Genomic DNA, 26,297 nt, shown 5'->3' with positions numbered 1-26,297 from the left:
ATCCTATTTTTTAAATTTAACCTGCAATAGCTCTTGCTAAATTTGTATATGCTTTAGTACCAACTGCTGTTGAATCATATAACATAATTGGTTTTCCAAAACTTGGAGATTCGGCAAGTTTAATATTTCTTGGAATAACAACGTATGATGAGTCATCAACTTTAAATAATTTACTTTCAAAGTGTTGTGCCAAATCTGCAAATACTTGTTTAGATAAGTTATTTTGTGAAGAATACATAGTTGGTAAAAAACCTCTAATTTGTAATCCTCTGTTTATTGTTTGTTTTACTAATTTAATAGTATTTAAAAGTTGTGCTAAACCCTCTAAAGCAAAAAACTCACATTGAATTGGAATCAATACAGAATTTGATGCACTTAGCGTGTTTATAGTAATAGGTCCAAGTGCTGGAGGTGAATCAATTATTATATAATCAAAATCTTTTCTAATTGGATCAATTTTTCTTTTTAAAACCAATTCTCTATCTTGATTTTGTTTATAGAACTCTTTTTCAATACCAACCAAGCCAATATTTGATGGCGCAACTTTTAAATTTTCCATTTCACTATCAAGTATAATTTCAGACAACTCTTTTGTCCCTAACATTACATGATAGATATTATACTCGTAAGTATCTCTATGAAAACCTAAAGAGGTTGTTGCGTTTGCTTGTGGATCGGCATCAATAAGTAAAACTCTTTTACCATCTAAGGCTAATGCTGCACTTAAATTTACGGCAGTTGTAGTTTTTCCTACACCACCTTTTTGATTTGCAATTGCAATTACTTCTGTCATCTTAAACTAAAAACCCTTGTGTTATTAATTTCAATAGAACCATCATCATTTAAAATGGCTTTTTTTAAAGAAATTTTATTGTTATTTATTGTAGCTGTGTAATTTTCGCTTTTTTTGAATTCTATCTTAAATTCGCTAAAAATCTGCTTCCAAGATTGTTCAATTTCTAACTTTTTAAAATAGTTTTCTAAAGTTTCCTTTATATCTATATCTATATCAAGTTTTCCAAAATCAGAACTAACTTCAATTAAATTTAATCCAATTCCACAAAGTACTAAATCTTTTGTTGCAGTTGTAATGGTCCCACCAATTTTTTTATCATCAATATAAAAGTCATTTGGCCACTTTAACCACAAATTCGAGCCTAAAGCGCATAATGTTTTTTTTAAAATAAAAGAAAAATATATTGAGGCACTTTGAAGCTGCAAATCTTTGGGTAAACTTTTTTTCTCTAAAACAAAAGAAAAAAATAGATTTCCCTCTTTACCTTGCCAAGAGTTTCCCCTACTTCCAATACCATTTGTTTGTTTTTTTGTAGTTATACAAAGTGGATAAGTGAAACCTTCCTCTTTGATTTTGTTTTTTAAATATGTATGAGTAGAGTCTACTTCTTCTAAAATAATAACTTTCATAGAGTATTTTAACTTAATTTCTAAATAGTGATTATAAAAAGTGCGCCTTTACACTTTTTATCTTTATATACATATTCACAATTTGATACTTTAATAGTGCCATTCATATTTTTTTTGATAATTTCATTTGTCATATAAAGACCAATACCTGTTCCGCCATGATTTTCTTTTGTAGTAAAGTTTTGTTCAAAAATCTTTGCCATAACATTATCGGCAATTCCTAATGCATTATCTTTTATCTCAACAATAATCTTTCCATCAATTTTTTTAGCAGATATAAATATATATCTTTTTTCATCTTTTGAAATATTTTCTATTAAAGCATCATAAGAGTTTTGAATTATATTTAAGAAAGCTTGTTTCATCTCATTTTCATATCCAAAGATTTCTAAGGAATCATCAAAATCTTTTATAACCTCAATATATTCACTTAATAATGAAGCTTCAACAATAGAAAGACTTTGTTTAATATTTTCTTTTAGATTAAAAAAATTTTTACTTTTATCTTTTTTATAAAAATTTCTAAAATCATCGATTGTCTGAGATAAGTGTTTTGTAGTTTTTACAATATTATCTAAACTACTTTTAGCATTGTTTTTATTATAATTACCCATTTCTATATAAAGACTTAATCCACTTGCTATTGTGCTAATAGCGCTTAAAGGTTGTCTCCATTGATGAGCAATATTTCCAATCATTTCTCCTACAAATGCTAGTTTACTCTGATGATAAATGATTGCAGATTTTTTTTCACTTTCAAGCACTTCTTTTTTAATTCTTTTTTCTAATTGTTTATTGGCTATTTCAAGTTCTTCATTTACCATTTTTAATTTTTCAATATCATCTTGAGCTTTTGAAATTGATAGTGCAATAAAAGAGCTAACCATAGAAATCACCTCTTTATCTTTTTCTGTAAAGGGTACAGATTGATTATTCTCAGATTTATTTAGAAGCTGTAAAACTCCTAATTTTTTATTTTCGATGGGGTGGACAATTGGTGCGGTAATAATTGATTTTGTTCTATAATTAAAACGTTGATCAAACTCTTTGACTCCAAGGAAATCAAATTCATCTACTTCATACACATCGTCAATAGTTATAATTTTATTTGAAACAAATGACTTTACTGCTAAATATTTCTCTTGTTCAGTTAAAGAAAGCTTAACATCTTTTAAAGAATAAAATTGTCTGTAGATATTTTCATAGGACATGGCATCATTTTGAAAAACATTAAAAGATAAAGAATCACCTTCAATTATGTAGATACTTCCTGCTTCAGAATTTAATACAGATCTTGCATGTTTTAATATTTTATGTAATAAAACATTAAAATCGTTTAGTTTAAAAAGATCTTGATCATATATATCAGAAATATCTTTTTCTTCCATCTTCCCACTTAATATAATTTTAAGTCATTATAACAAAATTATTTTAAAATGTCATGTATTTCTAATCTCTTACCTCTTATGTAATCTGTTGCATTAACTGCTTTTTTAGATGGAGCTTGTAAGGTTTTAATTTCTAAAGATCCTGTTTTACAAGCTACTATTATAGAATCTTCCTTGATATCTAAAATTTCACCCTCTTCATTTGATGAAGTAGTCTCAAGTAATGAGATATCTTTTAATTTTAAACCTGAATTTAGAAAAACACCTGGCCAAAAAGAATAAGCTTTATATTTTAAGTGAAGTTTTTTTGCACTTACAAAGTCAGCTTCACCATCCTCTTTTTTTATTTTTTTACAAAAGCTTACTTCTGATTCATTTTGTTTTTTTGGTTTTATATTTTCAAAATTATCTAATGTCGTTATTGTCAATTTTGCAGCTATTTCAGATAACTTATTAAAAGCTTCAACTACATCCATAGTTGGAGTGATTTTAAGATACTGTAAACCTAAAATATCTCCTGAATCAAGTCCCTCTTCCATAAGCATTGAAGTGACACCTGTAAATTCATCATCATTTAACAATGATTCTTGAATAGGACTGGCTCCTCTATATTTGGGTAATAAAGACGCATGAAGATTTATACATGGAGCAATATCTAAAATATCTTTTGGTAAAATTTGTCCATAGGCTGCAACAATTATAAAATCTGGTTTTAATTTTTCTATTTGATTTTTTGCATCTTCATTTCCCCTTAATCTTTCAGGTTGATAAATAGGGATATTGAGGTTTTTATCTAGACAAAATTGTTTTATGTGAGGAGCTGTTATAACTTGTTTTCTACCAACTGGTTTATCAGGTTGAGTAAATAATCCTACAATTTCATATGAACTATTTAAAATCTCTTCAAAGATTTTTGTAGCATAATCTGGCGTTCCCATAAATAAGATTTTTTTACTCACATTAGTTCCTTTATTAAATGTTTAATCTAATTTTTTTTTGGTAAGAAAAGTGTCCCACTTTTGTGATTGTCTTCACTAAAATACTCATAGGCATTTGTTAAATCAAAACCTGATGTTAAATACATTGATTTTCCTTTTTTCATAAGAAAATCTGCTGCTTTTAGTTTTGTGGCAATTCCACCCGTTGCAAATTCTGTATTAGGAGTATGAACTGCATTTACCATTTCATCACTAATATAATCTACTTCTTTTAATAAAACTGCATCATCAAATTCATGTGGATGTTTATTATAATATCCATCAATATCAGTTAATATAGCTAACATATCTGCTTCAAAAAAATGAGTAACATGGGCTGCTAGTTGATCATTGTCACCAAATAAAAGTTCATCTGTTGCTGTTACATCATTTTCATTTATAATTGGTAACACATTGTTTTTTAATAAAACTTCAATTGCACCTTTTGCATAAGCAGTTCTTTTTCTAGAATCAAAGTCATCTGCAATCAAAAGCATTTGAGCACATATGATATTATGTTCTCTAAACTCTTTTTTATAATGTTTTAATAAAAGGGGTTGTCCAATAGCAGCTAAAGCTTGTCTATTTTCAATTTTATGCTTATCTAATTGTAAAGAGGTAAATCCAGCTGCAACCGCCCCTGAACTAACCAATATAACCTCAACTCCCTTTTTATTTTTTAATTTAGAAATAAAATTTACTAAATTTTTCAATCTTTGGGTTGCAAGTTTTCCATCTTCTGTTAAGACAGCACTTCCAACTTTGATTACTAATCTTTTGTATGATGGTATAGTTGCGTTATTTTCCATTCTTTTTATTCTGTCCTATTAATTCATATAAAGCAAATCTTATTGCATTTGTATTTAAATGAGTTACTGATGAGATTGGTAATACAAAAAATGGTTTTTGATCATCAAATTTATTAAAAGTTAAATCTTGAACAAAATATGGTAATGATTTATCAAAACCATATTCATTTGAGGTACATATTTCAAGTCCAATATCTTTAATGAACGCTTTAATATCTCCTTCTAAATCTTCCCCATAATAAGCATCAACTTTTGTTAAAGCAATAGCAAAATTTCTGCCACTGAGTTCAGTTGAGAATTTTTTAACCTCTTCTTTTAATATTTCATATTGTTCAATTGTTGTTCTATAGTTTGCAATATCAATCATGAAAAGTAAAGTTTTTGTTCTTTCAATATGTTTTAAGAACTCTAAACCTAAACCTCTTCCTTCTGCTGCTCCATCAATAATTCCAGGAATATCAGCCATAACAAAAGAGTTGTAATCACCAACTTCAACTACACCTAATTTTGGAGTAATAGTTGTAAACTCATAGTTTGCTATCTCTGGGCTTGCATTTGATGAAGTTGAGATAAGTGTAGATTTTCCTACATTTGGATATCCAACTAATCCAACATCAGCAATAAGTTTTAATTCAAGTCTAATATCAAGACTTTGTCCAGGAAGTCCTGGCTGACAATAAGTTGGTCTTTGGTTACTTGCATTTTTAAAGTGAGTATTACCTAAACCACCTTTACCACCTTCTAAAAATAGTTCTTTTTGTCCCTCTTCTAAAAGATCCAATAAAACTTCACCTGTTTGTGTATCTATAACTTGTGTCCCAGGAGGTACAGCTAAAACTAATGGCTCTGCTGATTTACCAGTTTTATTTCTACCTTCACCAGGTTTTCCATTATTTGCTCTTAAAACTGCTCTACCTTTGTACCAAGATAGTGTATCAGTGTTATTGTCTACTTGAAAGTAAACATCTCCACCTCTTCCACCGTCCCCACCATCTGGACCACCTTTAATAACAAACTTTTCTCTTCTAAATGATGCACAACCTTGTCCACCCTTTCCAGATGAAATGGTAAATTTAACGCTATCTATAAACACTATTATTCCTTTAAAATGGTTCCCATTTTCAAGGGACCTAAAATCATATGCCTTCTTTTTATCAGTGGAATAAATTCCATGTAAAAGAAGTAATACCTAAAGAGCTTTAAGAATAAAGCCTATATTATCAATAATCAAATATCTACTTAATATTTCATTATTAATAATTACTAAAAAAGGGTGTAGGCAAAAGCACTACACCCTTTTAAAAACTAAACCTGTATGAAAAATTAAGAAGCGTATACTGATACTTTTTTTCTATCTTTGTCTTTTACTTCAAATTTAACAACACCATCAATTAGTGCGAAAATAGTGTGGTCTTTCCCAATTCCTACGTTTTCTCCGCAGTGAACTTTTGTACCTCTTTGTCTAATGATGATATTTCCAGCTCTAACTGTTTCACCACCAAATTTTTTAACACCAAGTCTTTTTCCAGCTGAATCTCTATTATTCTGAGTAGATCCTTGACCTTTCTTGTGAGCCATACTTTATCTCCTTAAACTTATGCAGCGATTTTAGTAATTCTAACTTTTGTGAAGCTTCTTCTGAAACCTCTTTTTAACTTAGAATCTTTTCTTCTTCTTTTTTTGTAAATGATAACTTTTCTATCTCTATTTACACCTGTTCCATCTAAAACAACTTCAGCTTCTACTTTTGCAGCAGATACAGCATCACCTGTTTTTAATTCACCATCGTTTATTGCTAAAACATCAGTGATTTCTAAAGTTTCTTTAGCAGCTTTACCAGTATAATCAATATCTAAAATATCACCCTCAGATACTTTGTACTGCTTACCACCACACTTAATAATTGCGTACATATTTCAATCCTCTAATTTATCAATCTTTATTTACTATAACTTTTAACGGGACGAAATATTATCTAATATTAGTTTAAAGTTTCTTTAAGCCAATATATTCAATTAAGACTTTTTTATACCTATCTAAAATCAATTGGTAAGGCAATTGCGTCCATAACTACCATTGACCCCATTGGTAGCCTTCTTGCTTCAACAGTAGTTCTTGCTGGTTTATGATCTCCAAATGCTTCTGCAAATAATACATTTACAATACCAAAATCATCCATGTTTTCTAAATGCACATTAACTTTTATAACTTTATCCATTGTACTTTCAGAATCTTCAAGTAAGTTTTTTAAGTTTTCTAATACTTGTCTAGTTTGTTTTTTAATATCTCTTACAACTATCTCACCATCTTGTGTTAAAGGTATTTGTGCAGATGTATAGATAAATCCATTTGCTCTAATTGCTTGTGAGTATGGTCCAATTGCTTCTGGTAGCTTACTACTCTCTAAAAATTCCATTTTTTCTCCCTAAAATTGCCCCAGTTTATAGGGACTCATAAATTAATGATTTCTTTTAACAAAGGAAAGAACAAGTTCTTTCTAGACTAAGTTGAAGAATTTTACAAAAATAATTATAAATTATAACTTACTAATTTACCTAATTTCAATTGATATATATTATCTTTTATCTTTCTTAACATTGTTGCTTTTTCTCTAAAAGCTAAAGTTTGATCATATTGAACACTTCTTAATTTGTTTGTATAAAACTTCAATAACAACACTATCAACTCACTATTTAATCTTTCATCATCGTAAACTTCTAGTTTATCATTTAATAAAATTCCATTAAAACTTTGATTATTTATATCTGTAATTAATAATTCAAATTCATTTCTATGATACTCAAACATAGACCCATCAACTAAATCTAAAACCTTATCTATTCTACTTGGTTTTTCTAAAATTGTTTTTATTATACATAGTTCAGCAATATCTATTTTTGTTAAATTCACTTCAGTTGGTCTTACATTATCAGTTGTAGTTTTTATTAAGGTTTCCCGCACATTTAATCTTTGAGCTAGATATCTTTTGTACTCATCTTGATAAATTATCCCCAGTGACTTTAGATAATCATTTGCTTCTAAAAGTGCTTTTTGTTTAGAACTTGGATTATTAATATCATATTTTGAAATTATATAATCTATTGCATAAGGAATAAATGGTTTTGGATTATCAAATATTTTACTTAACTCTTCAACTTTCCCATCATTTACCATATCAGCTGGATCTTTACCTTCACCAAAGATAACAACACCACCTTCAAAATCCCCTTGTGAAAGCATAACCGAAGCCTTAAATGCTGCATTCAAGCCAGCTTTATCCCCGTCATAAGCAAGTATAACCTTTGGCTCTCCTCTTCTAACTAATGGCAAATGTTCTTTTGTAAGTGCAGTTCCAAGGGTTGCAACAGCAGTTGTAAAACCTGCTTGATGAAGCATAATAACATCTAAATACCCTTCTGTTATAATAATTCTATCTCTTTTATATATATGCTCTTTTGCAATGTTATAACCATAAAGTAGCTTTGATTTATTAAATATTTTTGTTTGGGGTGAATTTACATATTTGGCATTATGCCCTGTTATTGTTCTTCCCCCAAACCCAACTATTTTTCCACTTTGTGAATATATAGGGAAAGTGATTCTTTCTATAAATCTAGAATATAAACCGTTCTGTCCTGTATCAATGACACCTAACTCTTTTGCATCTGCAAGATTAAAATAATTATTTTTTAAAAAGTTGATTGTATCATTTGAACTTGGGGCATATCCTATTTCAAATTTTTCTATTGAAAATTCTGAAATTCCTCTTTTTTTAATATACTCTTTCGCAATATCATTGCTAACAAAAAGTTTTTGATAAAATTTATTTACCTCTTCTAATACTTTTAAATCTTGCTTTTTCTCATTTGTTTCATCATAATTTAAAGTAAAATTGTACATTGAAGCTAATTTTTCAATTGCTTCAGGGAAAGATAATTTTTCATATTCCATTACAAAACTAATGGCATTATTCCCACCTGCACCACAACCAAAACAGTGGTAAATTTGTTTTGCAGGGCTTACAACAAAAGAGGGAGTATCTTCTCCATGGAAGGGACAACAAGCCTTAAAGTTTGCACCACTTTTTTTTAATTCTACATATTGGGAAATAACATCTACAATGTCAAGGTGGTTTTTTAAATTTTCTATGGAGTCTTTTGTAATCATAGTAAGAATTATACCTTTTTATTATTTTATATGCCCTTTTATGATATATTATTTCAAATTTAAAATGAGGTTTTTCTTGGACAGTATACTCTTAGAATATAGAGATCCACTATTTGGTGTTGTAGTTCTTTTCGCACTTATTTTTGCAATATCTTTCTTAACTCACTCTTTTTCTATTTATAAAGAGAAAAAGGCTAGAAAAGATTATAAAAAACTTTTAAGAAGATTTGAGATTGGAAAATTAAAAGAAGAAGATTATGTACATCTTTATAAAACTTATAACCTTCCTTTTGATTCAATTATTCTTTTAGCATCAACTTTCCTACAAAAAGGTAATTACAACAAAGCTATATCAGTTTATTTATCACTTTTAGAGATTGTTACAGATAGGGTAAAAAAAGAAGAATTATTAGAACTACTTGGAACAACATATTTTAAAAGTGGTTTTATGCAAAGATCTAGGGATATATTTTTAAGAATTTTAAAATTTTCTCCTAGAAATAAAAAAGCTCTTCACCACTTACTTATTATAAACGAAAAATTAAAAGAGTATGAAAAAACAAAAGAGGTTATTGAGTGTTTAGATGAGATTGGAGAGGACACAAAAAAAGATAAAGTTTTTATTGATACCTTGAGCATAATAAATGATCCTTTAGAATCTTTTGAAAAAAAAGGTGAAAAGCTTTATAAAATCTTTAAAGAAAACAATGAGATTCAAAGACTTGCTGCGAGCTATTTTATAAGATACAATAAAGAGTTTTTTTGGAATCACTTAGATGAGTTTGAACCAAAAAAATTTACCGATTTAATGTGGTACTTAAATTTTGATGATATTGATTTTGAAAAAGTTTCAAATAATAAGTTTCTAAATGAACTTTACAATGCAAAAGGTTACTTAGATACATTAGATCATAGTGATGACTTTGTATTTGATATCTTAATCGCTTTAAATAAACATGAGCATAAAATTCCAGCTACAATTGATTTTGAATTTATTTGTAATTCATGTAAACAAATACACCCTATGTTTGATACAAGGTGTCCACGTTGTCACTCAATTTTAAGTTTTGAAGTAAAACATAATATAGTAAAGGACTTAATTGAAAGAAATCAATCTTTACAGTGATGGCTCGTCTTTAGGAAACCCAGGACCTGGTGGTTGGGGAACTATTTTAGATTATAAAGGAAAAGAAAGGGAACTTTCTGGAGCATGTGACAATACAACAAATAATCAAATGGAATTAAAAGGTGTAATTGAAGGATTAAAAGCTTTAAAAGAACCTTGCATTGTTAATATTATTTCTGATTCAACTTATGTTGTAAAAGGGATAAATGAATGGCTTAATTCTTGGATTAAAAATAACTGGAAAACTGCATCAAAGAAACCTGTTAAGAATTTAGAACTTTGGCAGGAATATGTAGAAGTTAGTAGATTGCATAAAGTCAATGCTACTTGGGTAAAAGGTCATGCTGGGCATGAACATAATGAAAGATGTGATATACTTGCACGCTCACAAGCTGAAAATTTAAAAGGAGAATGAATTAATGGATGATTATTCAAAATTAGAAAAGTGTTTGGCTTATCAGTTTAAAAATAAAGATCTGATAATCGAAGCACTTACGCATAAAAGTTATAAAAAACCTTATAACAATGAAAGACTGGAATTTTTAGGAGATGCCGTTTTAAACTTGATTGTTGGGGAATATCTTTTTAAAAAATTTCCAAAATCAAATGAAGGTGATTTATCAAAAATAAGAGCTAGTTTAGTTAATGAAACAGGTTTTACAAAACTTGCAAATGATATTAAACTTGGAGATTATATTTATATTTCAAATGCAGAAGAAAGAAATAAAGGTAGAACTAAAGCTTCTATTTTATCAGATGCATTTGAAGCAATCATGGGAGCTATATATTTAGAATCCGGTTTAGAAACACTAAAACCAATTATTTTAAACTTATTAGAAAATTCATATGATAAAATCAATCTTGATGTTTTATTTAGTGATTACAAAACTGCTTTACAAGAGATAACACAAGCAGAATTTGGTTCAATTCCAGAATATAAAATTGAAGGTTCTTATGGACCTGACCATAAAAAAGAGTTTGAAATATCAATCTGGATAGATGGTAAATCATATGGGAAAGCTATTGGTAAAAGTAAGAAACTTGCACAGCAAGCTGTTGCAAAAATAGCAATTGAAAAATTAAAGAAGTAAGAGAAGAGTTATAATGAATACGTTTGGACAAAAATTTAGATTTACAACATTTGGGGAGAGTCATGGAAAGGCTTTAGGTTGTGTTGTGGATGGTGTTCCAGCTGGAATTAAAATAGATGAATCTTTTATTCAAAATGAAATGGATAGAAGAAAACCCGGACAAAATGCCTATGCAACATCTAGAAAAGAAGGTGACAAGGTTGAGATTTTAAGTGGTGTTTTTGAAGGTGTTACAACAGGAACTCCAATCTCTATGGTGATTTTTAATGAGAATCAAAAAAGCAAAGATTACACAAATGTAAAAGATCTATTTAGACCTGGTCATGCAGATTTTACATATTTTCATAAATATGGAATTAGAGACTATAGAGGTGGTGGAAGAAGTTCTGCAAGGGAAACAGCAGCTAGAGTTGCAGCTGGAGCTATTGCAAAACTAATGCTTGATGAAATTGGTGTAAAAATTCAAAGTGGTATTTGTGAAATAGATGGAATCAAGGGAAGTTCTTTTGATTTTGAATATGCTAAAGGCTCAGAAATATTCGCCTTAGATAAATCAAAAGAAGATTTTCAAAAAGAAGCTATCTTAAATGCAAAAAAAGAGCATAATTCAGTAGGTGGTGTTGCTCTAGTAAATGTAAAAAACTGCCCTATTGGTCTTGGTGAACCACTTTATTATAAACTTGATTCACAAATTGCAAATGCAATGATGGGAATCAATGCTGTTAAAGGTGTAGAAATAGGTGAAGGGATAGAATCTGTTTCATTAAAAGGGCAAGACAATAATGATGAAATTAGAAGTTCAGGCTTTAAATCAAATCATAGTGGAGGTATCTTAGGTGGTATCTCAAACGGTGATGACATAAATGTAAAAGTTTATTTTAAGCCAACACCTTCAATTTTTATAAAACAAGAAACTATAGATATTAATAACAATGAAGTTGAATGTGAACTAAAAGGTAGACATGATCCATGTGTTGCTGTAAGAGGAAGTGTTGTAGCTGAATCTATGATGGCTTTAGTTTTAGCAGATATGGCTTTATTAAATTTAAGTAGTAATATAAATAACATCAAGAAAATTTATAATTAATTAAAGTAAATTTTTGTAGTATTCTTCTGTCCTTTACTTTGGTTAAGTTGAAAGGATGCAAGCGGAGTTTATCTCCGCTTTTTTTTAACTTAATTTATGTAGTTTATCGTTTATAAAATCACTATATGTATCAAGTACTGTTTTTTTTGAATCTGTAAGGAAAACAGATACACCACTTTTTTTAAGTTCAGATAAAGGTAACTCTTCATTTTCTGGAAGAATTAAAACTCCAAATCTCTCTTGTTTACATTCGTTTATAATTTCGATTGCAGTATGGGGATGTGGATTTTTTATAATCTGAACATCTGAAATATTCTGTCCATTTAAATCTAAAACTGTTAAATATTCTGATTCTTCAAAATTACTTTCAAGAACTGATAGGTAACTCATCTTTTGATTTGTAGGGAAGACTACTCTAAGCATTTAAGCTCCTTAGATTAGATTATTAAATTCAATGCATTTAAAAAAGAAATTGAAACATCAGTCGCTAGGACGAGTGAAAAAAAGTAATGACTAGGGAAAAGACAATTATGTATTTTTATCCTAACCAAACTGATGTTTAAAATACATTCTATTAAAGCTTATATTTATATACAATTTGTACAATATCGGGAACCATTAGGGTTACCGTAGAGAGAAGATCAAACATTTTATATTGTATAATTATATTAAGTGATTATTGTGTCAAACTAATAACTGCTTAAATGAACATATGTCAGAATTGTATCAATTTTCTGAACATATGTCAAGTATAATTCAACTAATTTGTGTTAAAATTTTAATATATCAATTTTAAGGTTATAAATGGCAAGAGAGAAACTTGAAAGAAAGTTAGAATTAAAGCCCGTATCTAAATACTTTGGACCTAAAGATATCCAAGCTAAACAAGATGTGATTTTGTTGCATGAAGAGCTTGAGGCTATTCATCTAATGGATTCATTCTGTATGTATCAAGAGGATGCAGCAAAAAAGATGAATGTATCTAGAGCTACATTTGCAAGAATTATAAAAAGTGCAAGAAAAAAAATTTCCTTAGCTTTAATTACAGGTAGTAATATAAAAGTTCATGAGATTAAAAATGAATTTCATGTTGCAATTTGTTCAAATAGTAATACAAAACTTGAATATTCAAATGCTGAAGCAAAATATATTTGGATCTATTTTATTAAAGATTACAAACTAAAGTCTTCAAATTGTATTACGAATCCTGCCTATGGGAATAATGATGATGTGCCATGTAATATTCTTCCAGATGTATTGTATGACTATGCTACTAACTATTTTATGCTACAAGATATTGATTATGATTTAAAAATCTCTTTGATAGCAAAAGGTATTTATCCAATTTTACAAGAAGATATTACAGAGGATAAGATAGTAGACTTATTCCAATAATAAACAATCAGTATAAACTGATTGTTTATTCTAATTCATGCTTTAATTCTTCCAATCTAGCAATTCTATCTTCTGTAGTTGGATGAGTTCTAAAAAGATTTCCAAAAGATGATTTCATTCCTGAAAATGGATTAATTATAAACATATGAGCAGTTTGTTCTGTGGCATTATGTATTTGATGTCCACGCCTTGCATAATTTTCAAGTTTCGATAAAGCACTTTGCAAACCAGCAGGATTTCCTGTTAATCTTGCAGCTCCTTCATCGGCCATAAACTCCCTACTTCTACTAACACTCATTTGAATCACAGATGCAGCTAATGGTAAAATAATAGCCATTATAATCATTATAATAGGATTTCCACCTTGTCTATTGTTTCCTCCAAATATTGCTCCAAACTGTAAGATATTTGCAAGCATAGCAATTGCCCCAGCAAAAACTGCTGCTATTGTACCAATTAAAATGTCATAATGTTTTACATGGGAAAGTTCATGGGCAATAACCCCTTCTAACTCTTTTTCATTTAACATCTCATATAATCCCATTGTAACTGCAACAGCTGCATTTTCATGATTTCTACCTGTTGCAAAAGCATTTGGGGTATGGTCTGGTATTAAATAAACCTTTGGCATAGGCAATCCTGCTTTTTGAACTAACCTAAATGTTATTTGATAAATTGGATGTCGTGTATCTTCAATTGGCGTTGCATTGTATTGTTTTAATACATGTTTATCTGAATAATAATATGCATAAAAATTCATTCCTCCTGCAATTAAAAATGCTATTAACATACCATTAGTTCCGCCAACATAAAAACCAACAAAGACAAATAAAACTGTAAGTAATGCTAATAAAAAAACTGTTTTTGCTTGTTCCATAAGTCTCCTTTATTTTAAAATTTTAAAAATTCTAACACAATAAAGTTAATAAATTTTTAATAAACTAGTTATAATATTATAGCAAAGAATAAAGAGATATGATGAAAAAGCTATTTATAATTAGACATGCAAAATCTGATTGGTCAAATCCTTCATTAGATGATTATGATAGACCCTTAAATAAAAGAGGCAAGAAAAATGCGCCATTTATGGGTAAAATCATTGCAAAAAAAGATATTATTCCAGACTTAATTATCTCGAGTCCTGCTTATAGAGCAAGGGAAACTGCTAAAATAATTGCTGAAAGAGTTTCATATCAAGAAGAGATTCTATATAATGAATATATCTACGAAGCATCTTTAAAAAGTCTTTTGGAAATTGTTAATTTTATTGAAGATGAATATGATGATGTATTTATATTTGGTCATAATCCGGGATTAAATATGTTGGCTTTTTATTTAGTTGACTTTAATGAGAACCTACCCACTTGTGGTGTAGTAGAAATAGAATTTGATTGTGAAAGTTGGAGAGAGGCTACAAAAACAAATGCAAAACTTATTTCATATGAATACCCAAAGAAATTTAAACAATTAGAAAAATAATAGTTTAGTTTTATCAATTTTCAAGTTAAAACCCTTTAAAATTTAAATAATAATTTTTTATTAGAATGGATATTATGAAAACATTATATATTTTAAGACATGCACAAAAAGATGAATCAAATCTAGACCAATATGATTATGACATAAAACTTACACCAAAAGGTGAAGAAGACTCTAAAAAAATTGGTCAAAAATTAAAAGAAAAGAATATTTGTCCTGATTTAATTGTATCAAGTCCAGCTATTAGAGCAAGAACTACTGCTGAAATTGTAGCTAATGAAATTGAATATCCAAAAAGTGTAATGTACAATGAGACAATCTATCAAGCTTTTTTAAATGAAATCATTGAATCAATTACATATACATATGATACTGTTGATACTTTAATGGTTGTGGGTCACAATCCATCATTAACCGCCCTTGCAATAAGTTTTACAGGATATAAAGAAGAGTTAAAAATGGCAAATGCAATTAGAATAGATTTTGATTGTTCTTCATGGACATCAATTGACAAAACCAATGCACATTTTATAGAGCTAATAGAAGTTTAGCTCTATTTTAAAAGTTTTCCTGCAAGATTTCCACTAGCAAAAGACCATTGAAGATTATATCCACCGCATGGTCCATCTAAATCCATAACTTCTCCACAAAAATAAAGCCCTTCAATAATTTTACTTTGCATAGTTTTGGGATTTATTTCTTTTAAGGTAACTCCACCTCTAGTAATCATAGCCTTTTCAAAACCAACATGATCTATAACTGTTAAAGGAGTATTTACTAGTATCTTAACAAGCTTTTCTCTTATTTGTCCATTTAAGTCTTTAAACTTTTTTGTTAAATCTGCTTCAACTAATAAGCATAATTCTTTTACAACAGAATTTGGTAATAAAATGTTTAAAACATTCTCAATATTTTTTTCAGGGTTGTTTTTAATATGTTTAAAAACATCTTCTTCATTCATCCCTTTTATCATATTAATTAATAATGGAACTTCACCAAGTTTTTCTAAAAATGGTGTGATTTCTCTAGAAAAATCAAGTACCACTGGACCTCTAATCCCTTTTGGAGTAAAGATTAAATCCCCTATTGCTTTTAAATTTTTTGCTTTTTTTAAATCAATTTTTACAATGGCTTTTGCTATTGTATCGGCCTTGCAATTTGCCACCCACTTTTCTTTTGTAATAAGTGGAAGCATAGCTGGATAAAGTTCTGTAATTTTATGTCCTAATGATTTAGCGAAGTTAAGACCATCTCCATTTGCACCAAGCATAGAAAAACCTAAACCCCCAGTTGCAACAATAACATTTGGTGCAAAAAAGTTTTCACTTGTAGTTTCTACCCCTATTATTGTTTCATCCTCACAAATTAAATCTTCAACCTTTGTATTGTTTTTAACTTCCACATTTTGATTATAAAGCTCTTCTTCTAATGCTTTTATGATAGTTCCAGCATTATGACTAATTGGGAAAACTCTAAAACCATCAGGAATATGCGTTTCAACTCCTATATTATTTAAAAAGGATATTAAATCTTCATAATTAAAGTCATTTAATGCATCTTGCATAAACCTTCCATTTTTACCAAATCTATTCATAAACTCTTCATTTGAAAGTGTATTTGTAAGATTGCATTTACCACCACCCGTGGCTTTTAATTTTGGTCCTAATTTTCCTTGTTGTTCACAAAGAAGTACATTTTTGCCATTTCTTGCTGCAACAATTGCACTAATCATTCCAGCTGCACCTGAACCTATTACTATTAAATCATATTGCTCTTTTTTCATGTTGACATAATATCAAAAAGCTATTAACAACTAGTTTTATAGTTTAAAAATATTTTTATACAATTAATTATACAATTCTTAATTATAGTTTAATTAAAGGATTAGATATGACACTTGCTGCAATTAACACTTATACTCAATACCAAAAAACTGAACTTTCTTATGAAGCTAAAATATCTGCTGTAGAAAATGAAGAACTTGAAAATAAAGATATTGATGATGAGGAAGTTAGAGACTATAATTTTCCAGTAATATATGCAAATGAAGATGACTTAACAAATGCTGAGTATTTTCAGAAAAATATTTTACAAAGTATATTAGGTCAATTTAATCAAAACCAAGAAGATTATTCTTTATTTCCAAATGGTAACTATTCTTCAAATAGTTCTAACTCCCCATATGAAAACAATATTCCTGCTTCTTTTTATTATTCAGATCAAAGTGAGTATTATGAAAAAATATCTTTTGAATTTGATGCAAGTGCTACAATCAAAACTCCAGAAGGAGAATACAATATTGAATTAAAATTTTCTTTTACCCAAGAGTACTATGAGAAAAATGAAACCCAAGTTGCAGAGATTCAAGATGAATTTAAAAATCCATTTGAAATTAATCTTGAAAAAGATGATAAGTCATTAGAAAATATAAAACAACTAAATTTCATCTTTGCCTCATATAAAGAGGAAAAAAGTGAAAAGGTTGATATATTTGAACAACTAAAAGAGCTTCTAAGCCAAAGAGATAAAATGATTTTAGATGTGATCAATAATGATGAAAATAGACCACAAAAAAATACTTTAGATAATTTTGAAATCTGGCAAAAAAACTCTAAAAACGAGATAAATATAGTTGCAGCTCAAAAAGATGGCATAGGGGTGTTTTTAGCAAATTCTTCTAGTCAATCAAGCCAAGTGCGTTTAAAAGCAAATGAAAATGGATACACTTATCAAGCAAACTATTCAAGTCAAAGTAACCATTATATGGAGTTTACAAAAGATTTAAAAGTATAAGTGTTGATTTTGCTACAGAACAAGTTGTCTAATAAAATATAAAAAGCTATATTTAAATAGAGATATTTATTTTTCTTAATATCAAAGCGAAAATGATTTTTTCAAGAAAATTCAAGACAAGAGTAAAATATAGCTAGGAGAATACTGTAGTATGTGACTTTCTATATTTTTATGACAACGCAGAATTTTAAAGAAAAAATCATTTTCCTAGGCAGAAAGCACCAAACATAACATCTAACATCTGGTCATTCTCATAAGGTCTTGTAATATTAGAGATATTTTCTAAAGCTTCTTTAATATGATAAGCAAAAAACTCTAATTCACCTGTTTGAAGTGGCATAGTTGATTCATTTATATGAAAAAGAGTTTGTGATACTGAATCAACTTGTCTTTTTGAAATTAATGTCATATCATCACTGTGAGTATTTGAGTCAAGAAGAGTTTCTAATTTATAAATTAAAGGATTAATTGTCTCTTTTGTGCTTAATTCAATAAATACTTCTTCTAATTTAGACTTATCAAAATTATTGTCTAAATCTGATTTATTAAGAACTTTGATTATCTCTTTATGTGAGTTCTCATCAAGTAATGCTAAAATCTTTTCATCTTCACTATCACAAGTTTTACTATTATCAAAAAGTGCTATAACAATATCAGCTTCATTTACTGCTTCAATTGATTTTTCTATACCTATTTTTTCAATAACATCTGAAGCATCTCTAATACCTGCTGTATCAACAATTTTTATTATATGAGTACCAACTTTTACAGACTCTTCAATTGTATCTCTAGTGGTTCCTGCTATATCAGATATAATTGCTCTATCAAAGTTTAAAAGCTTATTTAAAAGTGAAGATTTTCCAACATTTGGTTTTCCTACAATTGCTACTTTAAAACCTTCTATTAAACCTTCTCTTCTACGACTAGCTTCTAAAGTATCAGATAATTTAGTTTTGATTTTATTTAGTTTTTTTTCAATTTGCGAATATATATCATCTGGTAAATCTTCTTCTGCATAATCAATATTAACTTCTGTATATGCAAGCATAAAAAGTAAATCTTCTCTAATATCATTTACAAAGTCTGTTAATTCACCCTTTAGCTGTTTTGCTAATAACTTAACAGCATCTTCACTTCTTGCTTCAATTATTTTAGCAATTGCTTCAGCTTTTGTAAGGTCAATTTTTCCATTTAGAAAAGCTCTTTTTGAAAACTCTCCAGGCTGAGCAACCCTTGCTCCAAGTTTAATAACTTCACTCATAATAATATTTGAAATAGCAATACCACCATGACATTGAAACTCAACAATATCTTCACCTGTAAATGAAAATGGATTTTTAAAATATATTAAAAGTGCCTCATCAATAACTTCATCATTTGAATTATAAACTGAAGAAAGTGTGGCAAGTCGTGGTTTTAAGTCAGTTTTTTTTGAAAGTTTTAGAGCTATGGGTAAAGCATCTTTACCACTAACTCTAATAATTGAGATTGAACCAATACCATTAGCTGTAGCAATGGCAACTATTGTTTCATCATTAAGCAATTTTATTGCTCTTTTGACTTGTATTCATTTACAAGTACGTATTTATCTCCCCTAATATTTGTCTTAACTGCAACATATTTTTCAGGGAATTCATCTCTTAATTTTTTTAAAGCAATATGAACTAAAATTCCATCAAGAGGTTTAGTCTTGAAAGAACCTTTTTCTTTTATTGTTTGAATTACTGGTTCTAAATAAGCATAAATTGCAGTCTCTTGATTTTTCAAAAACTCTGCAACCTCAAGTCTTAACATAAGACCATATTTTTCATTAATCCAATTAAATAAAATGTATGAAAGTGCTTTATATCTATATCCTTCTTTACCAATTAGTAAAGCAGAATCATCTCCAGTAAATTCAATATATAAAGTATCTTCATCATAAAATTCTACTTTGATATCTTCAATACCATAACAAGTATCTTCAAATAAAGATTTTAGACCTTCATCAACTTCATCTAAAATATTTTGTCTTTCTTTTTTCACAACAATTTTTGCAACTTCACCTTTAGAAGCATCTTCACCATAAAATTTATCAAAGATTTTTTCTTTTGATTCAACTTTTGGAACATCTCTTAGTTTTGGCTGCTCTTTTCTTTTTTCTTCTCTTCTTCTTTTTTGAGCAGCTCTTCTTTGATCTTCTTTATTAGAATCTTCAATTTTCTTAGAGACCTCTTCAATTTTTATATCTTTTTTCTTGAATTTATGTTCTCTAGGTTTTCTATCTCTTCTTTTATTATTGTATTTTGGGCTTGCAGTAATTATGGCATATTTCTTACCAAACCCTAAAAACCCTTTACTTGGTTGCTGAATAATCTCAATATTTAACTGTGTAATCGAACAGGCAAATTCATTTGATGCTAATTCATAAACCTCTTCTAAAGTTTTTGCTTCAAATTGTTTCATAGTAAACTCCTATTACTTTTTTGCAGCTCTTTGCTTTTCAAACATTTTATTAATATAGTATTGTTGAGAAATAGTAAATACGTTGTTTATAAACCAATACAATGTTAGTCCTGCAGGGAACCACAAGAAGAAGAATGTAAATACAACTGGCAACATTTGGAAAATCTTTCTTTGCATCTCATCTTGCATAGTATTTGGAGTAATTTTTTGTTGTAAGAACATTGAAGCACCCATTAAAATTGGTAATACAAAATATGGATCCATTTCAGCTAAATCGTGAATCCATAAAATCCACTCTGCACCTTTAAGTTCAATTGAGTTTAATAAAACCCTATAAATAGCAAAAAATACTGGGATTTGTAAGATTAGTGGTAAACAACCACCCATTGGGTTTGCACCATGTTTCTTATAAAGTTCCATCATATGCATAGATTGTTTTTGTTTATCATCTTTGTATTTTGTTTGAATCTCTTTCATTTTAGGAGCTAAATCTTTTAGCTTCTGCATAGAAACCATACCTTTGTATGATAATGGATATAAAATAAGTTTAATAATAATTGTTAAAAATACAATTGTCCAACCCCAGTTTCCAACAATACCATGAATATATTGTAAGAATAAGAACATAGGTTTTGCAATAAATGTAAACCAACCATACTCAATAACATCAGTTAATTCAGGATTTAATGCTTCTAGATCTTTAAAGTTTTTAGGTCCCATGAAACCTGAAAATGAAACATCCCCATTTGCATGGATAAAACTTTGTGGATTGTTTGAAGCATCAGGCATTAATGAAACTTGTAATGAGTTTTCAAAGTTATAAGCTACAGTTGCATAATATCTATCAAAGTTTGAAACAAATTTGATTCCTGTATGAGATTCAACTTTATCTAGTTTTTCATCAGAAGTTAAACTCATAGTCCCATCATTTAGTTTTAAATATACACCATGATCTGCATACATATCAACTAAAACATTTGGTCTAAATCCATTTGTAATAAAAAATTGTTGTTTTTCAGAAGTTTTTACATTTAAATCATAATGCCCATCTGGGTAAAATGTTAAATCTTTTGTTACTATTAATCCATCTATATTTTGAGTTAATGTAAGTTTTTGTTGACTAGATGTAGCATTAACTTTTGAAGCAGAAGATGTATATGTAGATTTAAATGCTTTTTCGTTTGTATCTGCATTTGCAAATCTAACTTCTAAAGGTCTTAATTGATTTGCCTCAAAAAGTTTAATTTGATTACCCTCTTCATCTTTATATTTACTTTCTAAAAGTGTAACTTGAGCAACTCTACCTAAACTATCTATTTGGATAATGTTTTTTGCAGTTGTAATAGTTGAAATTATTTCAGAATCTCCAATTGCTTTTGAAGAAAGTGCTGAAATTGACTTTTTCATATCTTCACTTGAAGGTTGTGCTACTGCACTTACATTTGAAGCAATTTCAGGTGCTGCATTTTGTGATTGTTCTTTTGCTATTTGTGCTTGTTTAGCCTTCTCTTCTTGTTGAGGCTTTAATACTAAAAATTCATAAGCAATAAAAAATACAAACACTATTAGTGTCATTATTAACATTCTTTTTTGCATACCGTTATTTTGTTGATTCATCATTATGTGTTTTCCACTCCCGATTTTTTACTATGAGATATTTTTTGTCATCTATTGGTACCAACCAGTATTTGACTTTTATTTTTTTAAAATTGATATTATTATGCCTTACAATCTTTACAACTGGATAATCAAATCCACCAGCAAAAAGTTGATTGCATTTTAACACGCGTGATATTGTAAAATAAATTGCCTTAAAGAAAGAATTGTTTTCCAACTGCCATAGGGCATAATTTGAGCAAGTTGGGTAATATCTACAACTTCCAAATGAAATTACAGACAAGTATCGTTGATAAAATTTGATTAAGTATCTAAAAAGTGTTTTCATTTTGAATATAGTTGCATTTTTTTCATTGCATATATAAAGTCTTTTTCTAACTCTTTATGGGTTTTTTCAAAAAGTCTTTCTTTTGCAACAAAAATATACTTGCCCGTGGCAATATTATTTTCAAAAGTTAAGCATAAGGCTCTTAGTTTTCTTTTTGCCTTCGCTCTTTTTACAGCATTTCCTACTTTTTTTGAAGCAACAAATGCAATTTCCAGCTCATTGCTAGAAGTAAAAAAAGCGACAAAAGAGTGCGTGTGCCACTTTTTGCCGCTTTTATATAATCGATTAAAATCTTTTGAATTGTTAAGACGGTGGTCTTTACTTAAACAGCTAATCTCTTTCTACCTTTAGCTCTTCTAGCTTTAATTACTTTTCTACCGTTCTTAGTTTTCATTCTGATTCTAAAACCATGCGTTCTTTTTCTTGGCGTGTTATGTGGTTGATATGTTCTTTTCATATTCTTTAGTTCCTCTATTCACAAATTAAGTCGCGTATTATATTTAAACAAAACTTAAGTTAAGGTTAACTTTAGTTATTTTTCTAGATTTAATGCTTTTTGAACGCAACTTTCTAATGTAGTGTTATCTGCTATGCTTACATTTATGTTTTTAGGAAAATATTTCATTGTTGTTTTTCCAATACTTATTGCTCTAAAAGAGTCTTTCCAATTTACATTTTTGAAAAAAGCATCAATAGTTGAAGGGGATGAAAATATAATTATTGAATCATCTGGTAAATCAATTTTTTCTTCATATTGTATACATACTGTTTCATATAAAGCTATATGTTCACAAGCTATATTATTTTCATTTAAAATATCAATTAGATTAGAAACAATTTTTTTTGCACCAACATAAGCAACTTTTTTGTTTCTTAATAATTTAATAAGTTCATAAGCAAATTCATTGCCATGCTTTTCTTTCCCAACAAACGCTGGTTTTACCCCAAATTTTTTTATCTGTTTTGCAGTTTGGGTTGAAATAGCGTATGAAGGAATCTCTTTCCATTGTTTTGTAATTGAATTTAAATGTATAAGTGCATTTTTTGAAGTAAAAATTAGTGCATCATAGTTTTCTAAATCTATCTTATTTAAAATAGGTTTTGTATTTATCAGTGGTAAATTTTTTGCATATTTAACATTTTTATCACTTAAGATATAAATATTTTTATTCCTATTTTTAATATCATAATTTATATTTTTAACTCTTTGTTTTAAATGCTCAAGAAAGTTATCTTTAGAAGATATTACTAAATCACCTTTTTCATCAATAAAAAATTGTATTTGATTTTTTGAAAGTTCATATGTAAGTTTAATAAACTCCTTATAAGAGCTATTTTTATCACAATTTTTATCTTTTATAAATTTATTTTGATATTTATCATATTCATAATAAAGTAATTTTAGATTATCAAAAAGCTGTGTAAGGTTTTTCATTTCCTCTCTCATTTTTATAAAAAATAAAGCTTCAAATAGAAGCTTTATTTTAATTTAAATTAACCACCACTTTATCATTTATAACATCAAACTCTACTTTAGAACCTTCTGCAATTTTATCTTCTAAGATTAAGTCAGCTAATTTATCTTCAACTATCTCATAGATAGCTCTTTTTAATGGTCTCGCCCCATAAACTGGATCAAAGCCAACTTTTGCAATAAACTCTTTAGCACTTGCAGTTAAACTAATCTCAATATCTTTTGAAGCAACTTTTTTCTTAATAGCTTCAAATAATATATCAACTATATTTGTTATAGCTTCAAGTCCTAATTGCTCAAAAATAATAATATCATCAAGTCTATTTAGAAACTCTGGTCTAAAGTAAGCTTTTAAATCATCTAATACTGATTTTCTTCTTTCATCTTTATCACTAATTTCAATAATCTTAGCACTTCCAATATTTGAAGTTAAGATGATTATTGTATTTTTAAAATCAACTGTAACACCTTTGTTATCTGTTAGTCTACCATCATCTAATACTTGTAAAAGAATATTAAATACATCAGGGTGTGCTTTTTCTATCTCATCAAATAAGATAACACTATAAGGTTTTCTTCTAACTGCTTCTGTTAACTGACCACCCTCTTCATATCCTACATAACCTGGAGCTGCACCAATAAGTCTGCTTACAGCATGTTTCTCCATATACTCACTCATATCAAATCTAATAAGCGCTTTTTCATCATCAAATAAAAATCTTGCAAGTGTTTTAGCACTTTCTGTTTTACCAACTCCAGTTGGTCCTAAAAACATAAATGATCCTACTGGTCTGTTATCATCACTTAATCCTGCTTTGTTTCTTTTTATAGCTCTAGAGATAGCTTTTAAAGCTTCATCTTGTCCTATTACATCTTGTTTTAAAACCTCTTCAACTTTTAAAACTTTTTGTTTTTCAGAATCCATCATTTTAGTTACTGGAATCCCTGTCCATCTACTTACAATACTTGCAATTGACTCTTCATCAACTGAATTTCTTAGTAAGGTACCCTCTTCTTGCATTTGATTCCATTTATCTTGGTTTTCAGCAATCTTTTTTTGTAATTCTGGAATCTCACCATACTCAATTGAAGCTGCTTCTTCGAACTTTGATTCTCTTTTTGCTCTCTCTGCTTTTACTTTTAATTCGTCAATTCTTGCTTTCAATGAACTTTCAGCATTAAAAGTCTCTTTTTCATTTTCAAATCTTGCTTCTAAGTTTTGCTTTTCTTCATTTTTATTTGCTAATTCTTTTTCAATCTCTTCTATTCTTTGCTCATTCTTTTTAGATTTTTCCATTTTTAATGCTTCTTTTTCTACATTAAGAGTTTGTATTTCTCTTTTTATAGTAGAAAGTACAATTGGTTCTGATTCTATTTGCATCTTTAGTTCTGCTGCTGCTTCATCTATTAAGTCTATTGCCTTATCTGGTAAGAATCTATCAGAGATATATCTATCAGACAATTTTGCAGCTGCTACTAATGCAGAATCATTTATTGTTACATTGTGGTGTGTTTCAAGTCTCTCTTTTATACCTCTTAGTATTTGTAAAGCTTCATTTACACTTGGCTCATCTACATTAACTGGTTGAAACCTTCTTTGCATCGCTGCATCTTTTTCAAAATATTTTCTATACTCTTTAAGTGTAGTAGCTCCTATAGTATGTAATTCACCTCTAGCTAATGATGGTTTTAAGATATTAGCTGCATCCATACTACCTTCACTTGCACCTGCACCAATAATTGTATGAATTTCATCAATAAAAAGAATAATATTTCCAGCTTTTTTTACTTCATCAATAACTGCTTTTAATCTATCTTCAAATTCACCTCTATATTTAGCACCTGCAATTAATGCACTCATATCTAATGTTACTACTTTTTTATTTTGTAAACTTAATGGTACTTGTTTTTCTACAATTCTCTGAGCTAAACCTTCTGCAATTGCCGTTTTACCAGTACCTGGTTCACCTAGTAAAATTGGATTGTTTTTTGTTTTTCTAATAAGAATTTGCATCATTCTTTGAATTTGCTCATCTCTTCCAATTACAGGGTCTAATTCACCATCAATTGCTTTTTTATTTAAATCAATACCATATTTACTTAAAGATTCTAAGTTATCATCTGAACTTTGTGAATCAATAGTTTGCCCTGCTCTCATAGCTTCAAGATTTTTCTTTGCTTCACTTAAATTTAAATACTTTCCAAGCACATCTTTAATAACTTGATTTGATAAGTTTGCCATCAACCATGTATCAATAGCTATAAATTTATCTCCATTGCTAGTCATCAAACCTTCTGCATTTTGAACCGAACTTAAAAAATTTCTTGATAATTTAATATTATCTTTTGTTACACTTGAAACTTGAGGAAGTTTATTAGCATATGATTTTGCTTCTAATTCAATTGCTGCTTTATCAACATTCATTTTGTTTAATAATTGATTTAATACTGAATTTGTGTTTGTCAATAAAGCCCACAAAAAGTGAATAAGTTCAACCTCTTGGTTTTTATTATGTAATGCAAGTGATACTGATGAATCAATAACCTCATGCATTTGGTTTGTTAGTTTTTCAAATATATTATTACTCATTTAGCACTCCTTTTCTTTAACTGCTAATATAATTTTAGCACTTTGAGTGTATCTTTGTCAAGTCTTTTTATAAATCTTTTATAAATTATAATTCTTTTTTTATATC

Annotated in this window: 29 protein-coding genes; 8 read left to right on the top strand and 21 right to left on the bottom strand. The window is 28.6% G+C overall.

Annotated elements, in window-relative coordinates:
- Positions 1 to 16: 16 nt before the first annotated feature.
- From AC2TY9_RS08050 to dnaG, 10 genes are all read right to left on the bottom strand, one after another.
- The gene (locus tag AC2TY9_RS08050) at positions 17 to 793 is read right to left on the bottom strand and encodes a ParA family protein (protein WP_489776881.1); all 777 of its coding nucleotides are present in this window, start codon (positions 791 to 793) and stop codon (positions 17 to 19) included.
- Entirely contained in the window at positions 790 to 1,425 is a 636-nt protein-coding gene (locus AC2TY9_RS08045; protein ID WP_489776880.1) for a biotin--[acetyl-CoA-carboxylase] ligase, read from the bottom strand. Before AC2TY9_RS08045 ends, AC2TY9_RS08050 begins: the two co-directional genes overlap by 4 nt.
- 20 nt (positions 1,426 to 1,445) lie before the next feature.
- Positions 1,446 to 2,813 (bottom strand): GAF domain-containing sensor histidine kinase, encoded by a 1,368-nt coding sequence (locus AC2TY9_RS08040; protein WP_489776879.1) that lies wholly within the window; start codon positions 2,811 to 2,813, stop codon positions 1,446 to 1,448.
- 38 nt (positions 2,814 to 2,851) lie between these two features.
- Complete coding sequence (gene fmt / locus AC2TY9_RS08035) at positions 2,852 to 3,772, bottom strand: methionyl-tRNA formyltransferase (protein WP_489776878.1); 921 nt, start codon at positions 3,770 to 3,772, stop codon at positions 2,852 to 2,854.
- 26 nt (positions 3,773 to 3,798) lie between these two features.
- A complete protein-coding gene (gene proB, locus AC2TY9_RS08030) occupies positions 3,799 to 4,599 on the bottom strand; it encodes a glutamate 5-kinase (protein ID WP_489776877.1) in 801 nt (266 codons plus the stop codon).
- Positions 4,589 to 5,692, bottom strand: a complete 1,104-nt coding sequence (gene obgE / locus AC2TY9_RS08025; RefSeq protein ID WP_489776876.1) for a GTPase ObgE — start codon at positions 5,690 to 5,692, stop codon at positions 4,589 to 4,591. The genes proB and obgE overlap by 11 nt, the downstream gene beginning before the upstream one ends.
- A 230-nt stretch (positions 5,693 to 5,922) precedes the next feature.
- On the bottom strand, positions 5,923 to 6,177 hold the full coding sequence (rpmA, locus tag AC2TY9_RS08020; protein WP_489776875.1) for a 50S ribosomal protein L27: 255 nt from the start codon (positions 6,175 to 6,177) through the stop codon (positions 5,923 to 5,925).
- Between the two features lie 17 nt (positions 6,178 to 6,194).
- The gene (gene rplU, locus AC2TY9_RS08015; protein WP_489776874.1) at positions 6,195 to 6,512 is read right to left on the bottom strand and encodes a 50S ribosomal protein L21; all 318 of its coding nucleotides are present in this window, start codon (positions 6,510 to 6,512) and stop codon (positions 6,195 to 6,197) included.
- Positions 6,513 to 6,631: 119 nt separating this feature from the next.
- A complete protein-coding gene (locus AC2TY9_RS08010; RefSeq protein ID WP_489776873.1) occupies positions 6,632 to 7,015 on the bottom strand; it encodes a Rid family detoxifying hydrolase in 384 nt (127 codons plus the stop codon).
- A 113-nt stretch (positions 7,016 to 7,128) separates the two neighbouring features.
- Positions 7,129 to 8,766 (bottom strand): DNA primase, encoded by a 1,638-nt coding sequence (gene dnaG, locus AC2TY9_RS08005; RefSeq protein ID WP_489776872.1) that lies wholly within the window; start codon positions 8,764 to 8,766, stop codon positions 7,129 to 7,131.
- Positions 8,767 to 8,842: 76 nt separating this feature from the next.
- On the opposite strand from dnaG, the gene AC2TY9_RS08000 reads away from it, so the two are divergent.
- From AC2TY9_RS08000 to aroC, 4 genes are read left to right on the top strand one after another with little or no spacing between them, the layout of a single operon-like run.
- Entirely contained in the window at positions 8,843 to 9,892 is a 1,050-nt protein-coding gene (locus AC2TY9_RS08000; RefSeq protein WP_489776871.1) for a tetratricopeptide repeat protein, read from the top strand.
- Positions 9,867 to 10,307, top strand: coding sequence for a ribonuclease HI (gene rnhA / locus AC2TY9_RS07995; RefSeq protein ID WP_489776870.1), 441 nt, complete (start codon positions 9,867 to 9,869; stop codon positions 10,305 to 10,307). The genes AC2TY9_RS08000 and rnhA overlap by 26 nt, the downstream gene beginning before the upstream one ends.
- Before the next feature lie 4 nt (positions 10,308 to 10,311).
- A complete protein-coding gene (gene rnc / locus AC2TY9_RS07990) occupies positions 10,312 to 10,983 on the top strand; it encodes a ribonuclease III (RefSeq protein WP_489776869.1) in 672 nt (223 codons plus the stop codon).
- 13 nt (positions 10,984 to 10,996) lie between these two features.
- On the top strand, positions 10,997 to 12,070 hold the full coding sequence (gene aroC / locus AC2TY9_RS07985; protein ID WP_489776868.1) for a chorismate synthase: 1,074 nt from the start codon (positions 10,997 to 10,999) through the stop codon (positions 12,068 to 12,070).
- A gap of 84 nt (positions 12,071 to 12,154) precedes the next feature.
- On the opposite strand, the gene AC2TY9_RS07980 is transcribed toward aroC, so the two are convergent.
- Positions 12,155 to 12,493, bottom strand: coding sequence for a hypothetical protein (locus AC2TY9_RS07980; RefSeq protein ID WP_489776867.1), 339 nt, complete (start codon positions 12,491 to 12,493; stop codon positions 12,155 to 12,157).
- A 381-nt stretch (positions 12,494 to 12,874) separates the two neighbouring features.
- On the opposite strand from AC2TY9_RS07980, the gene AC2TY9_RS07975 reads away from it, so the two are divergent.
- Positions 12,875 to 13,465 carry a DUF134 domain-containing protein gene (locus tag AC2TY9_RS07975; RefSeq protein ID WP_489776866.1) on the top strand — a complete coding sequence of 197 codons (591 nt, stop codon included), beginning with the start codon at positions 12,875 to 12,877 and terminating at the stop codon, positions 13,463 to 13,465.
- Positions 13,466 to 13,490: 25 nt separating this feature from the next.
- On the opposite strand, the gene htpX is transcribed toward AC2TY9_RS07975, so the two are convergent.
- Positions 13,491 to 14,342 carry a zinc metalloprotease HtpX gene (gene htpX / locus AC2TY9_RS07970; RefSeq protein WP_489776865.1) on the bottom strand — a complete coding sequence of 284 codons (852 nt, stop codon included), beginning with the start codon at positions 14,340 to 14,342 and terminating at the stop codon, positions 13,491 to 13,493.
- 101 nt (positions 14,343 to 14,443) lie between these two features.
- Between htpX and AC2TY9_RS07965 the strand changes: the two genes are divergently transcribed.
- Entirely contained in the window at positions 14,444 to 14,944 is a 501-nt protein-coding gene (locus AC2TY9_RS07965) for a SixA phosphatase family protein (RefSeq protein ID WP_489776864.1), read from the top strand.
- Positions 14,945 to 15,018: 74 nt separating this feature from the next.
- Positions 15,019 to 15,495, top strand: coding sequence for a SixA phosphatase family protein (locus tag AC2TY9_RS07960; RefSeq protein ID WP_489776863.1), 477 nt, complete (start codon positions 15,019 to 15,021; stop codon positions 15,493 to 15,495).
- 2 nt (positions 15,496 to 15,497) lie between these two features.
- On the opposite strand, the gene AC2TY9_RS07955 is transcribed toward AC2TY9_RS07960, so the two are convergent.
- Positions 15,498 to 16,727 (bottom strand): BaiN/RdsA family NAD(P)/FAD-dependent oxidoreductase, encoded by a 1,230-nt coding sequence (locus AC2TY9_RS07955; RefSeq protein WP_489776862.1) that lies wholly within the window; start codon positions 16,725 to 16,727, stop codon positions 15,498 to 15,500.
- Between the two features lie 107 nt (positions 16,728 to 16,834).
- Between AC2TY9_RS07955 and AC2TY9_RS07950 the strand changes: the two genes are divergently transcribed.
- On the top strand, positions 16,835 to 17,737 hold the full coding sequence (locus AC2TY9_RS07950) for a hypothetical protein (RefSeq protein WP_489776861.1): 903 nt from the start codon (positions 16,835 to 16,837) through the stop codon (positions 17,735 to 17,737).
- 199 nt (positions 17,738 to 17,936) lie between these two features.
- Here AC2TY9_RS07950 and mnmE read toward each other — a convergent pair whose 3' ends face one another.
- The 8 genes from mnmE to AC2TY9_RS07910 form a co-directional block, all read right to left on the bottom strand.
- Positions 17,937 to 19,280 carry a tRNA uridine-5-carboxymethylaminomethyl(34) synthesis GTPase MnmE gene (mnmE, locus tag AC2TY9_RS07945; RefSeq protein WP_489776860.1) on the bottom strand — a complete coding sequence of 448 codons (1,344 nt, stop codon included), beginning with the start codon at positions 19,278 to 19,280 and terminating at the stop codon, positions 17,937 to 17,939.
- Positions 19,281 to 19,282: 2 nt separating this feature from the next.
- Positions 19,283 to 20,182 (bottom strand): Jag N-terminal domain-containing protein, encoded by a 900-nt coding sequence (locus AC2TY9_RS07940; protein ID WP_489776859.1) that lies wholly within the window; start codon positions 20,180 to 20,182, stop codon positions 19,283 to 19,285.
- Positions 20,183 to 20,194: 12 nt separating this feature from the next.
- Entirely contained in the window at positions 20,195 to 21,799 is a 1,605-nt protein-coding gene (yidC, locus tag AC2TY9_RS07935; protein ID WP_489780416.1) for a membrane protein insertase YidC, read from the bottom strand.
- A complete protein-coding gene (gene yidD / locus AC2TY9_RS07930; RefSeq protein ID WP_489776858.1) occupies positions 21,783 to 22,127 on the bottom strand; it encodes a membrane protein insertion efficiency factor YidD in 345 nt (114 codons plus the stop codon). The genes yidC and yidD overlap by 17 nt, the downstream gene beginning before the upstream one ends.
- Positions 22,124 to 22,462: a ribonuclease P protein component gene (gene rnpA / locus AC2TY9_RS07925; protein ID WP_489780415.1), complete on the bottom strand. Its 339-nt coding sequence runs from the start codon at positions 22,460 to 22,462 to the stop codon at positions 22,124 to 22,126. The genes yidD and rnpA overlap by 4 nt, the downstream gene beginning before the upstream one ends.
- Complete coding sequence (gene rpmH / locus AC2TY9_RS07920) at positions 22,450 to 22,584, bottom strand: 50S ribosomal protein L34 (RefSeq protein WP_044417745.1); 135 nt, start codon at positions 22,582 to 22,584, stop codon at positions 22,450 to 22,452. The genes rnpA and rpmH overlap by 13 nt, the downstream gene beginning before the upstream one ends.
- Positions 22,585 to 22,659: 75 nt before the next feature.
- Positions 22,660 to 23,562, bottom strand: a complete 903-nt coding sequence (locus AC2TY9_RS07915; RefSeq protein ID WP_489776857.1) for a uroporphyrinogen-III synthase — start codon at positions 23,560 to 23,562, stop codon at positions 22,660 to 22,662.
- 49 nt (positions 23,563 to 23,611) lie between these two features.
- Positions 23,612 to 26,191 carry an ATP-dependent Clp protease ATP-binding subunit gene (locus AC2TY9_RS07910; RefSeq protein WP_489776856.1) on the bottom strand — a complete coding sequence of 860 codons (2,580 nt, stop codon included), beginning with the start codon at positions 26,189 to 26,191 and terminating at the stop codon, positions 23,612 to 23,614.
- Positions 26,192 to 26,297: the final 106 nt, after the last annotated feature.

This window comes from Arcobacter sp. ISO1 (assembly GCF_058105185.1).
The sequence above is the reverse complement of the archived record's forward strand: the minus strand, read 5'-3'. Positions and strand labels throughout refer to the sequence as shown.

What these genes read in the sequence shown, in the direction of transcription:
- AC2TY9_RS08050 (WP_489776881.1), bottom strand. Translation starts at nt 793, where the DNA reads ATGACAGAAGTAATTGCAATTGCAAATCAAAAAGGTGGTGTAGGAAAA.
- AC2TY9_RS08045 (WP_489776880.1), bottom strand. Translation starts at nt 1,425, where the DNA reads ATGAAAGTTATTATTTTAGAAGAAGTAGACTCTACTCATACATATTTA.
- AC2TY9_RS08040 (WP_489776879.1), bottom strand. Translation starts at nt 2,813, where the DNA reads ATGGAAGAAAAAGATATTTCTGATATATATGATCAAGATCTTTTTAAA.
- proB (WP_489776877.1), bottom strand. Translation starts at nt 4,599, where the DNA reads ATGGAAAATAACGCAACTATACCATCATACAAAAGATTAGTAATCAAA.
- rpmA (WP_489776875.1), bottom strand. Translation starts at nt 6,177, where the DNA reads ATGGCTCACAAGAAAGGTCAAGGATCTACTCAGAATAATAGAGATTCA.
- rplU (WP_489776874.1), bottom strand. Translation starts at nt 6,512, where the DNA reads ATGTACGCAATTATTAAGTGTGGTGGTAAGCAGTACAAAGTATCTGAG.
- AC2TY9_RS08010 (WP_489776873.1), bottom strand. Translation starts at nt 7,015, where the DNA reads ATGGAATTTTTAGAGAGTAGTAAGCTACCAGAAGCAATTGGACCATAC.
- dnaG (WP_489776872.1), bottom strand. Translation starts at nt 8,766, where the DNA reads ATGATTACAAAAGACTCCATAGAAAATTTAAAAAACCACCTTGACATT.
- rnc (WP_489776869.1), top strand. Translation starts at nt 10,312, where the DNA reads ATGGATGATTATTCAAAATTAGAAAAGTGTTTGGCTTATCAGTTTAAA.
- aroC (WP_489776868.1), top strand. Translation starts at nt 10,997, where the DNA reads ATGAATACGTTTGGACAAAAATTTAGATTTACAACATTTGGGGAGAGT.
- AC2TY9_RS07980 (WP_489776867.1), bottom strand. Translation starts at nt 12,493, where the DNA reads ATGCTTAGAGTAGTCTTCCCTACAAATCAAAAGATGAGTTACCTATCA.
- AC2TY9_RS07975 (WP_489776866.1), top strand. Translation starts at nt 12,875, where the DNA reads ATGGCAAGAGAGAAACTTGAAAGAAAGTTAGAATTAAAGCCCGTATCT.
- htpX (WP_489776865.1), bottom strand. Translation starts at nt 14,342, where the DNA reads ATGGAACAAGCAAAAACAGTTTTTTTATTAGCATTACTTACAGTTTTA.
- AC2TY9_RS07965 (WP_489776864.1), top strand. Translation starts at nt 14,444, where the DNA reads ATGAAAAAGCTATTTATAATTAGACATGCAAAATCTGATTGGTCAAAT.
- AC2TY9_RS07960 (WP_489776863.1), top strand. Translation starts at nt 15,019, where the DNA reads ATGAAAACATTATATATTTTAAGACATGCACAAAAAGATGAATCAAAT.
- AC2TY9_RS07955 (WP_489776862.1), bottom strand. Translation starts at nt 16,727, where the DNA reads ATGAAAAAAGAGCAATATGATTTAATAGTAATAGGTTCAGGTGCAGCT.
- AC2TY9_RS07950 (WP_489776861.1), top strand. Translation starts at nt 16,835, where the DNA reads ATGACACTTGCTGCAATTAACACTTATACTCAATACCAAAAAACTGAA.
- AC2TY9_RS07940 (WP_489776859.1), bottom strand. Translation starts at nt 20,182, where the DNA reads ATGAAACAATTTGAAGCAAAAACTTTAGAAGAGGTTTATGAATTAGCA.
- yidC (WP_489780416.1), bottom strand. Translation starts at nt 21,799, where the DNA reads ATGAATCAACAAAATAACGGTATGCAAAAAAGAATGTTAATAATGACA.
- yidD (WP_489776858.1), bottom strand. Translation starts at nt 22,127, where the DNA reads ATGAAAACACTTTTTAGATACTTAATCAAATTTTATCAACGATACTTG.
- rpmH (WP_044417745.1), bottom strand. Translation starts at nt 22,584, where the DNA reads ATGAAAAGAACATATCAACCACATAACACGCCAAGAAAAAGAACGCAT.
- AC2TY9_RS07915 (WP_489776857.1), bottom strand. Translation starts at nt 23,562, where the DNA reads ATGAAAAACCTTACACAGCTTTTTGATAATCTAAAATTACTTTATTAT.
- AC2TY9_RS07910 (WP_489776856.1), bottom strand. Translation starts at nt 26,191, where the DNA reads ATGAGTAATAATATATTTGAAAAACTAACAAACCAAATGCATGAGGTT.